The following is a 10090-nucleotide window of genomic DNA, read 5'->3' as shown; positions in this document are numbered from 1 at the left end:
TCAGGGGGCTTGGGGAGATGTCCCCAGCTGCCGTCCTCTCGCCAGCCCTTGTCCTTCGCGTACCGACGCGCACGGGCCTGATGGACGGCCTCGTGGATATCGGCGTAAGGGTCCTCCAGGGCGTCGCCGGGCCGGAACTCGACGCTGGCCGGCTTGATGGCATCGTCATCGATGCTGTCGCGGATGGTGGCGACGTCCTCGCTGCTGACCAGGCCTGACAGGTTGCCGAAGGGGTCGGGGTGGGCCACCAGGCGGCCTTCGTGATGCCAGCAGTGCTGCGGGACACGGGAAACCTGCCAGGTCAGGCCCCGCCAGAGGGCGAGATGCTCATGCTCGAGCCTGAGCGCATCGACGGGGACCAGGGCCTCGAAGAGCCGGCTGTTGAGCACCACGCCGGTCTGGCCGATGCGCACGCCGCCGCGATAGTTGCCCCGTTCCAGGGCCTCGCTCACGGCCTTGCGCTTCTGCGTGGTCTGTGGGGTGCCGACCCCGCAGAGGTGCAGGACGCCATCATCGATCTGCTTGATGACCCAGACCTCGATGGCCTTGCCCAGCAGCTTCCTGATCATCGCAGCCTCCTCCGGGGGGTGCCGCGGGAAGAGGGAGAGAGCGAAGTCCATGTCATCGGGTCGCGTTCCTTGCGCGGCGAGTGGTGTCGCATGACGGTATCACAATGAGACGACAGGCTTTCCTGCCTGGCGTCGGGACGGCCGGCAGCCGTCACGATAGGTAATGATCGCTGGCAGATCAATGCAGGCATTCAGCGCGGCGAGAACCGCCGGGTCAGGCCCATCTCGGCGATCATGCGGGTGGAGATCTCCTCCACCGAGAAGCGGGTGGTGTCGATGTAGGGAATGTGCATCTGGCGGTAGAGCCCCTCGGCCTGGCCGACCTCCTGCATGCACTGGTCCATGGAGCTGTAGCGGCTGTTGGGCCGGCGCTCGTGGCGGATCGCCGCCAGGCGGCGCGGGTCGATGGTCAGCCCGAACAGCTTGTGGCGGTGGGCCGCCAGGGCCCTGGGCAGCTTGAGCGTGCCGTCCTCGTCCAGGTCGTCCTCGGTGAGCGGGTAGTTGGCGGCACGGATGCCGAACTGCAGCGCCAGGTAGAGCGAGGTCGGCGTCTTGCCGCAGCGCGAAACGCCGATCAGGATCACGTCGGCCTTGTCGTACTGGTGAGTGCGGGCGCCGTCGTCGTTGTCCAGGGCGAAGTGCACCGAGTGGATGCGATCCATGTAGACCTCGTCCTTGCCGATGGAGTGGGTGCGCCCCACGGTGTAGCTGGAGTGGGTCGCCAGCTCCTGTTCCAGCGGCGCCAGGAAGGTCGAGAAGATGTCGATCTTGAAGCCGGTGGCGTCGCGAATCACCTCGCGGATCGTCTCGTCGACGATGGTATCGATGATGATCGGCAGTTCGCCGTCGTGCACGGCGGTGGCCTCGATCACCTCCACCAGGGCGCGCGCCTTCTCCACCGAGTCGATGTAGGGCTTGGTCATCATGCGAATCTCGACGTTCTCGAACTGTGCCAGCAGGCTGCGTCCCAGGCTCTCGGCGGTGATGCCGGTGCCGTCGGAGATGAAGAAGGCGGTACGGGTCATGGTCGGTCCAGTCACTCGGGCGGAGATGGCCCATTGTCGATGCTGGCAACGCCGGGAACAAGCGACGGGCCCCGTTGCCCCTCCTGCCCGGGTCACTACAGGAATCCGGGATATTCACCGATTGTTGTAAAAATCCTCCAGTGACTTCGATGTTAGACCAATGGCGAATATGGTCGACCGCTGTTAGAGTCGCGACCATCCCTTCATGCCCTTGCGAGGGACACCGTCATCCGGCATGAAGTCTCAATCGTCGATATCCTGGGAGGTCATGTGGACGAGTACATTCTGTGGTTCGATCAGCTGGGCATGGACGACGTCGAGCGTGTCGGGGGCAAGAACGCCTCGCTCGGCGAGATGATCTCGAACCTGTCCGGAGCCGGTGTCACCGTGCCCGGCGGCTTTGCCACCACGGCCCACGCCTACCGTGAATTCCTCTCCCACGAGGGGCTCAACGACCGGATCAACCAGGCGCTGGCCCGGCTCGACGTCGATGACGTGGGCGAGCTGGCCCGCGTCGGTGCCGAGATCCGCCAGTGGGTGATCGACACCCCGCTGCCGCCGACCTTCGAGCAGCACCTGCGCACCGCCTACGACCGGCTGGTCACCCGGCATCCCGGCCTCAAGGCCGCGGTGCGCAGCTCGGCCACCGCCGAGGACCTGCCCGACGCCTCCTTCGCCGGCCAGCAGGAGACCTTCCTCAACATCGAGGGCTTCGACAACATCAAGCGCGCCGTGCACGAGGTGTTCGCCTCGCTGTTCAACGACCGCGCCATCTCCTACCGGGTGCACCGCGGCTATGCCCACGAGAACGTGGCGCTCTCCGCCGGCATCCAGAAGATGGTGCGCTCCGAGACAGGGGCCAGTGGCGTGATGTTCACCCTGGACACCGAGTCCGGCTACCGCGATGCGGTCTTCGTCACCGCTTCCTGGGGCTTGGGCGAGACCGTGGTGCAGGGCGCGGTCAACCCCGACGAGTTCTACGTCCACAAGTCGACACTGGCCGCCGGCCGCCCGGCGGTACTGCGCCGCAACCTGGGCTCCAAGCTGATCAAGATGGTCTATACCGACGACGCCAGCGCCGGCAAGTCGGTGGCCACCGTGGACGTGCCGCTCAAGGAGCGCGGCCGCTTCTGCCTCGACGACGAGCAGGTCATGGCCCTGGCACGCCAGGCGGTGACCATCGAGGAGCACTACCAGCGCCCCATGGACATCGAGTGGGCGCTGGACGGTGACGACGGCAAGCTCTACATCGTCCAGGCCCGGCCCGAGACCGTGGTCTCCCAGCAGGAGGGCGGCAAGCTCGAGCGCTTCCAGCTCAAGGAGAAGGGGCGCACCCTGGTCGCCGGCCGCGCCATCGGCCAGCGCATCGGCCGCGGTGCGGTGAAGGTCGTCTTCTCCCCGGACGACATGGAGAAGGTGCATCCCGGCGACGTCCTGGTCACCGACATGACCGACCCCGACTGGGAGCCGATCATGAAGCGCGCCTCGGCCATCGTCACCAACCGCGGCGGCCGTACCTGTCACGCGGCGATCATCGCCCGCGAGCTGGGCATTCCCGCCGTGGTGGGCTGCGGCGACGCCACCGAGGCGCTGTCCGACGGTCGCGACGTCACCGTCTCCTGTGCCGAGGGCGACACCGGCCATGTCTACGAGGGGCTGCTGGAGTTCGATCGCCGGGTGACCAGCGTCGACGCCATGCCCGAGATCCCCTTCAAGATCATGATGAACGTCGGCAACCCCGACCGCGCCTTCGGCTTCGCCGGCCTGCCCAATGCCGGCGTCGGCCTGGCGCGCCTGGAGTTCATCATCAACCGCATGATCGGCGTGCACCCCAAGGCGCTGCTCGAGTACGACACCCTGCCGCTCGACCTGCAGCAGACCATCGACCTGCGCACCGCGGGCTACACCGATCCGGTCGGCTTCTACGTCGACAAGCTGGTCGAGGGCATCTCCACCCTGGCCGCGGCCTTCTACCCCAAGCCGGTGATCGTGCGCCTGTCGGACTTCAAGTCCAACGAGTACGAGAACCTGATCGGCGGCAAGCTCTACGAGCCGGGCGAGGAGAACCCCATGCTCGGCTTCCGCGGCGCCGCCCGCTACATCTCCGACTCCTTCCGCCCCTGCTTCGAGCTCGAGTGCCGCGCCCTGAAGCGCGTGCGCGAGGAGATGGGCCTGGACAACGTCCAGATCATGGTGCCCTTCGTGCGCACCACCGACGAGGCCCGCGAGGTGGTCGACCTGCTGGCGGCCAACGGCCTGGCCCGCGGCGACAGGGGGCTCAAGGTGATCATGATGTGCGAGCTGCCGGCCAACGCGCTGCTGGCCGACGACTTCCTCGAGCACTTCGACGGCTTCTCCATCGGCTCCAACGACCTGACCCAGCTCACCCTGGGCCTGGATCGCGACTCCGGCATCGTCGCCCACCTGTTCGACGAGCGTAACCCGGCGGTGAAGCGGCTGCTGGCCATGGCGATCCAGGCGTGCAAGGCCCAGGGCAAGTACATCGGCATCTGCGGCCAGGGCCCCTCGGACCACCCCGACCTGGCCAAGTGGCTGATGGAGCAGGGCATCGACTCGGTCTCGCTCAACCCCGACGCGGTGCTCGAGACCTGGTTCATGCTGGCGGGGGAAACCCTCGGCTAAGTCCCCTTTGGGGTCTGACCCCAAAATTGACTTAGGGGTCTGACCCCGATACAGGACGCCCGGCCGGCTCACATCGGCCGGGCGTCCTGCATGCGTTTTCGCCTATGCTGAAACTCTCCCGACCCCGTCGACGACCACAAGGAGAGTTGATCATGACGACCCCCGCCATTCCCTTCCGCTGCCGAGCCCTGGTGCCGCTCGCCGCGGCGCTGATGCTCGGCCTGCCGCTGTCCGCCCAGGCGGAGGTGGCCTTCGAGTACGACATCCCGGCCATCGCGCCGGAGGTCGCTTCCGGTTTCGAGGAGAAGCCCGGCTGGGCGACCCAGCGCTTCGCGGTGGCCGCCGCCAACCCGCTGGCCACCGACGCCGGCTACCAGGTGCTCAAGGCCGGTGGCAGTGCCATCGATGCGGCCATCGCCGTGCAGATGGTGCTGACCCTGGTGGAGCCCCAGTCGAGCGGCATCGGCGGGGGGGCCTTCCTGATGCACTTCGACGGCGAGAACGTCACGGCCTTCGACGGCCGCGAGATGGCGCCGGGCGGGGTGGATGAAAGCCTCTTCCTGGACGAGGAGGGTGAGCCGCTGGCGTTCATGGACGCCGCCGCCAGTGGCCTCTCGGTGGGGGTGCCCGGCACGGTGCGCATGCTCGAGATGGCCCACAAGAAGCACGGGACGCTGCCCTGGGCCGAGCTCTTCGCCCCGGCCATCGCCCTGGCCGAGCAGGGCTTCGCGGTCAGCCCGCGGCTGCACTCCAGCCTGGCCGGCGAGGAGCGCCTGCGTGACGATCCGCTGGGCAGCGGCTTCTACTACGATGACGACGGCGAGGCCCTGGCGGTGGGGCATGAACTCAGGAACCCCGCTCTCGGCGCCATCCTGCGCGAGATCGCCGAGCATGGCAGCAAGGCGCTGCATACCGGGGCCATCGCCGAGGACCTGGTGTTCCGGGTGCAGGACCACCTCCAGCGCCCCGGCAGTCTGAGCCTCGAGGACATGGCGAGCTACGCGGCCAAGACGCGCGAGCCGCTGTGCACCGACTGGCAGGCCTATACCGTGTGCGGCTTCCCGCCGCCCTCGTCCGGGCACCTGACCGTGATGCAGATCCTCGGCATCCTCGAGCATCTGCCGGCGGTGGAGGAGCCGCTGGTCGACGGCCTGCCCGGCGAGGCGTGGCTGCACCAGTTCCTCGACGCCTCGCGGCTGGCCTTCGCCGACCGCGGCAAGTACATCGCCGACCCGGATTTCGTCGACCCCCCCGGCGGCGGCTGGTCGAGCATGCTCGAGCCCGACTACCTGGCGCTGCGCGCCGGGCTGCTCGGCGACGAGAGCCTGGGCAACGGCGGTGCCGAGCCGGGCTATCCCGGGAAGATGGCCACCGCCTGGGCGGTGCAGCCCGACCAGCCCGAGTACGGCACCAGCCACATCAGCATCGTCGACGAGCAGGGCAACGCCATCGCCATGACCACCACCATCGAGTCGGCCTTCGGTGCGCGGATCCTGGCCGACGGCGGCACCGGCCTGCCTGGCGGCTACCTGCTCAACAACGAGCTCACCGACTTCTCCTTCACGCCCGAGGACGAGGCGGGCACGCCCATCGCCAACCGCGTCGAAGCCCGCAAGCGGCCGCGCTCGAGCATGAGCCCCACCCTGGTCTTCGACCGCGACAGCGGCGACCTGGTGGCGAGCCTCGGCTCCCCGGGCGGGGCGGCGATCATCCACTACACCGCCAAGGCGCTGGTGGCGATGCTCGACTGGGGGCTCGACGCCCAGGAGGCGCTGGACCTGCCCCACGCCATCACCCTGGGCGGGCCGGCGTTCCTGGAGGAGGGGCGCTTCCCCGCCGCGACCCTGGAGGCGCTGAACGCCCGGGGCCACGACGCCAGCGAGCGCGAACTGGTCAGCGGCCTGCAGGCGCTGCGAGTCACCGACGAGGGCTTCTTCGGTGGCGCCGACCCGCGCCGCGAAGGCGTGGTGATGGGCGATTAACTGCGCAGCCAGTTGCGCAGCTTGACCAGCAGCAGGGCGCCGTCGCTGAGGTTGCGGCGGTCGTCGATCAGCTCGCCGAGCAGCTCCGGGCGGTCGGTGATGATGGCGTCGACCCCCAGGTCGATCAGCTGCGACATGCGCGCCCGATCGTTGATGGTCCAGGCGTGGATCTCGTAGCCGTAGGTCCGGGCGAGGCGGATCTCGTTGTCGGTGATGCGGTTGTGGCGCAGGCCCAGGGCGTCGAAACTGCCCCGGTCGAGGGTCCCGGGCAGGATCAGCTGGGCCAGCAGGGTGGTCTGGAGCGCCGGCTCGCGTACCTTGATCTCCCGCACCAGCGACGGCGACATGGTGGCCAGGCGCGTCTCGCCGATCACGTCCGGGTTGCCGCAGAACGCCGCTTCCCTGGCGTCGCGGGTCCTGGCGAGGCAGTCGGCACGCGCTTCGGCCTCGCGATGCAGGGCCTCGATCACCGCCTCGACCAGGGCCACCTCGCGACCCGGGTCGGGCTTCATGTCGATCATCAGGCGGCTGCGGCCGCGAACCGCCGCCAGTGCCTCGTCGAGGCCGGGGATCCGCTCGCCGACGAAGGCGTCGCCGAACCAGCTGCCCACGTCGAAGGCGGCCAGCTCCTCGCGGTCGAGCTCGCGCAGGTCCCGCGGGTCGCCGATCAGCCGGGAGAGGCTGCGGTCGTGGTAGAGCACCACCTGCTCGTCGGCGGTGAGGCGCACGTCGATCTCCACGTAGTCGGCGCCATCCGTGACGGCACGCCGCACCGCCGCCAGGGTGTTCTCCGGCGCCGCCAGGGAACTGCCCCGGTGGGCGATGTTGGTGACCTGGTCGCGCAGCTCGAAGCTGTTGACGATCAGCCAGGCCTGGAAGAGGGCGAAGGCGATCACCCCGAGCTCCACCCCCCAGGCCAGCCGGCCCGGATGGGCGTCCGCCGGGGGCGGGGCGGGGCGCGGCTCGCGATGGGCCAGGCGCAGGTAGAGGCAGGCCGAGAGCAGGGCGTTGGCGGCGATACCCACGAAGGTGATGGCGAGCGTCAGCAGCACGTAGGCGGTGAGGTAGCCGAGCATCGCCGGAATGAGCACGGCGTTGCGCTCCGGCAGCCACCACAGCAGTGGCGTGAAGGCCCGGTCGAAGAGGGTGGTGGCCAGGAACGGCAGGGCGATGATCACCACCAGCAGGGCGATCACCGCCACGGCGATGTGATGGCGTCGGCTGCGGGTCAGGTGGTGGCTGCGGTCGAGCGCCTTGCGGGGCGACAGGTTCTCCAGCACGACCAGCGGCAGGGCGAGGATCCAGCGGAAGTAGAGGGTCGCGGCCAGTCCCGCCCAGATCACCAGCAGCGGGCTGGCGACGGCCAGGAACTGCCACAGCGCCGGCGGGCGCACGCGCTGCACGTAGTAGGGATCCAGCCCACCGAGGAAGACCCCGTAGAGCCAGGCCACGGCGAAGGCCACCGGCACCAGCAGCAGCAGGTGGGTGCCCACCTGCAGCACCACCAGGCCGGCCAGCGCAGGCAGGCGGCGCAGGCTCGTCCACAGCGCCTCGAAGGCCAGCCGGTAGTGGTTGTCCCGGGGGCGCACCGCCACCAGGATCATGCCGGCCTGCTGCACGTAGAGCACCAGGAAGGAGAGACCGATGGCCGCCAGCAGCCAGAGGAGGCCCCCGGGGCTCATCAGGATGTCGATCAGCTCGGCGTTGGTCAGCACCGGCCGGCCGAACTGGCCCAGCAGGCGGGTGAGGGTCCAGGCCACCGCCGGCAGCACCAGGCTCGAGGCCAGCAGGGTGAAGAAGAGATGGTAGGCCACCAGCGGCCGCAGGTGCTCGCGCAGGCTCTGCAGCACCGCGTGACTCAGCTGTGGGAGGGCCAGCATGGAGGGTGTGTCATGACGGTTGGCATGACCTCAGGGTGGCACCGGCAGGACACGCCTAGCAAGTGGCCGGTGTCGGGGGTCAGACCCTTAAGTCCGCTTTGGGGTCTGACCCCAAAGTTTGCTTAATCCTCCAGCGGCAGGCGTTCGTCGGCGACGAGGATGCCGTTGTTGTCGGCGTAGAGCCACTGGCCCGGGGTCAGGGTCACGCCGGCGAAGGTGACCGGTACGTCGCGCTGTCCCTCGCCGCGCTTCTCGCTCTTGCGGGGGTGGGCGCCGAGGGCCTGGACGCCGAGGTCGGTCTCGGCCAGCACGTCCACGTCGCGCACGCAGCCGTACATCACCACGCCGGCCCAGCCGTTCTCCAGCGCCTGCTCGGCGAGCATGTCGCCGAGCATGGCACAGCGCTGCGAGCCGCCGGCATCCACCACCAGCACCGCGGCCTCGCCGGGCTCGCCGACCGCCTGCTTGACCAGGGAGTTGTCCTCGAAGCACTTGACGGTGCGGATCGGCCCGCAGAAGGCCTCGCGGCCGCCGAAGTTGACGAAGATCGGATCCAGGACCCGGACCTCGGGATGGGCATCGCAGATGTCCGGCGTGATGATGGGAGTCATGGGGGCTCCTTGCTCGTGGGGTCGAGTCGCCGATGATGCCACAGACGCGGCGGGGCGGGGGGTGTCCTCGACGAAGGGGGAATCACCGGTAGCCGTCGGGTCGTGACGCCCGGGGTATTTTCCTGATGTCTAGGCTTGGTCCGAAAAGTCGGCGAGCGAAGGCCAGACAAGGCAAAAATCGGCGAAAAGATGGAGTTTACGGGGTGTAAATGAGTACTTTGAGCCGATTTTTAACGCCGTATGGTCGAGCGCAGCCAGTTTTCAGACAAAGCCTAATGCGACAGGAATCGGCATGATAGGCTCTGTTACGTTGACCACTCATGACAACAGGCATCGCCCACGATGCCGGATACGCTAGAGGGAGTCCTTCATGTCTCGCCACTTTCCCCCCTTCGCCCGTACCCTGCTGGCTTCCGCCACCGCCGTGCTGATGGGTGCGACCGCGCTCTCCGCCCAGGCGGAGACCCGTGTCACCTACAAGTCCGCCTCGGCGGGCACCGCCTACTACCAGATGGGCGTCGAGCTCTCGGAGGCGATCCGCCAGGGCACCGACGGCGACGTCGTCCTGACCCTCGAGGAGAGCCAGGGCTCGGTACAGAACGTCATGGAAGTGATGGCACGCCAGGGCAACTACGTCTTCACCACCCCGCCCGGGCTGGTGGAGAGCGCCATGGCCGGCGAGGGCCCCTTCGCCGAACGCCAGAATCCGCGCTTCCAGGAGATCCGCGGCCTCTTCCCGATCCCCGCCATCACCATGCACTTCGTGGTGGCCGGTGACGAGGGCGTCATCTCGCTCGACGACCTGGAAGAGAAGCATATCCTCATCGGCCGTGGCACCTTCGGCGCCCGCGAGGCCCAGCGCTATCTGGAGCTGTTCGAGCTGATGGACAAGGTGCAGGTGGCCAATGCCGAGATCGGCAGCGGGCCCGATGCGCTGAAGAACGGCCAGATCGACGCCTTCGTCACCGCCAGCTCCTTCCCCACGCCCAACGTGATCGAGACCGCCGCCAGCATGCCGATCAGCCTGGTCAGCCTCACCGACGAGCAGATCGAGCAGACCGGTGCGGCCCGCCAGACGATCCCGGGCGGCACCTATGCGGGCGTCGAGGGGGATGTGCAGACCACCTCGCTGCCGGTGATCGCCTACACCACCAGCGACATGGACGACGACACCGCCTACACCCTGACCCGGACCTTCTGGGAGCGCCGCGAGGCGATGGCCGTGGAGTCCCCCTGGTGGGGCGGCATCACCACCGACATGATCGACAACATCGCCGGCAGCCTGCACCCCGGGGCGGTGCGCTACTACGACGAAGCCGGCATCGAGATCCCCGACGACCGGCGTTAACTCCCCTTTGGGGTCAGACCCCTAAGCGGACT

General features: G+C 68.3%; 7 protein-coding genes. 3 read left to right on the top strand and 4 right to left on the bottom strand.

Annotated elements, in window-relative coordinates; translation table 11 throughout:
* Both ACOMD9_RS19290 and ppsR read right to left on the bottom strand, forming a co-directional pair.
* A partial coding sequence (locus ACOMD9_RS19290) for a hypothetical protein (protein WP_421417612.1) occupies positions 1-569 on the bottom strand: 569 nt, incomplete at its 3' end.
* Positions 570-760: 191 nt separating this feature from the next.
* Positions 761-1594, bottom strand: coding sequence for a posphoenolpyruvate synthetase regulatory kinase/phosphorylase PpsR (gene ppsR / locus ACOMD9_RS19285; protein WP_421417611.1), 834 nt, complete (start codon positions 1592-1594; stop codon positions 761-763).
* Positions 1595-1864: 270 nt separating this feature from the next.
* Here ppsR and ppsA point away from each other — a divergent pair, with 270 nt between their 5' ends.
* Positions 1865-4237, top strand: coding sequence for a phosphoenolpyruvate synthase (gene ppsA / locus ACOMD9_RS19280; RefSeq protein WP_421417610.1), 2373 nt, complete (start codon positions 1865-1867; stop codon positions 4235-4237).
* Between the two features lie 152 nt (positions 4238-4389).
* Complete coding sequence (locus ACOMD9_RS19275) at positions 4390-6219, top strand: gamma-glutamyltransferase family protein (protein WP_421417609.1); 1830 nt, start codon at positions 4390-4392, stop codon at positions 6217-6219.
* On the opposite strand, the gene ACOMD9_RS19270 is transcribed toward ACOMD9_RS19275, so the two are convergent.
* Both ACOMD9_RS19270 and rraA read right to left on the bottom strand, forming a co-directional pair.
* The gene (locus tag ACOMD9_RS19270) at positions 6216-8099 is read right to left on the bottom strand and encodes a glycerophosphodiester phosphodiesterase family protein (protein ID WP_421417608.1); all 1884 of its coding nucleotides are present in this window, start codon (positions 8097-8099) and stop codon (positions 6216-6218) included. The two genes, ACOMD9_RS19275 and ACOMD9_RS19270, sit on opposite strands and share 4 nt — an antisense overlap.
* Before the next feature lie 122 nt (positions 8100-8221).
* Complete coding sequence (gene rraA / locus ACOMD9_RS19265) at positions 8222-8710, bottom strand: ribonuclease E activity regulator RraA (protein WP_421417607.1); 489 nt, start codon at positions 8708-8710, stop codon at positions 8222-8224.
* A gap of 370 nt (positions 8711-9080) precedes the next feature.
* On the opposite strand from rraA, the gene ACOMD9_RS19260 reads away from it, so the two are divergent.
* On the top strand, positions 9081-10058 hold the full coding sequence (locus ACOMD9_RS19260; RefSeq protein ID WP_421417606.1) for a TAXI family TRAP transporter solute-binding subunit: 978 nt from the start codon (positions 9081-9083) through the stop codon (positions 10056-10058).
* The last annotated feature ends 32 nt before the right edge of the window (positions 10059-10090 follow it).

Source organism: Halomonas terrestris (genome assembly GCF_049166755.1).
Lineage (GTDB): Bacteria > Pseudomonadota > Gammaproteobacteria > Pseudomonadales > Halomonadaceae > Halomonas.
Note: the sequence above shows the minus strand (reverse complement) of the source record. Positions and strands in the feature narration are given on the sequence as shown.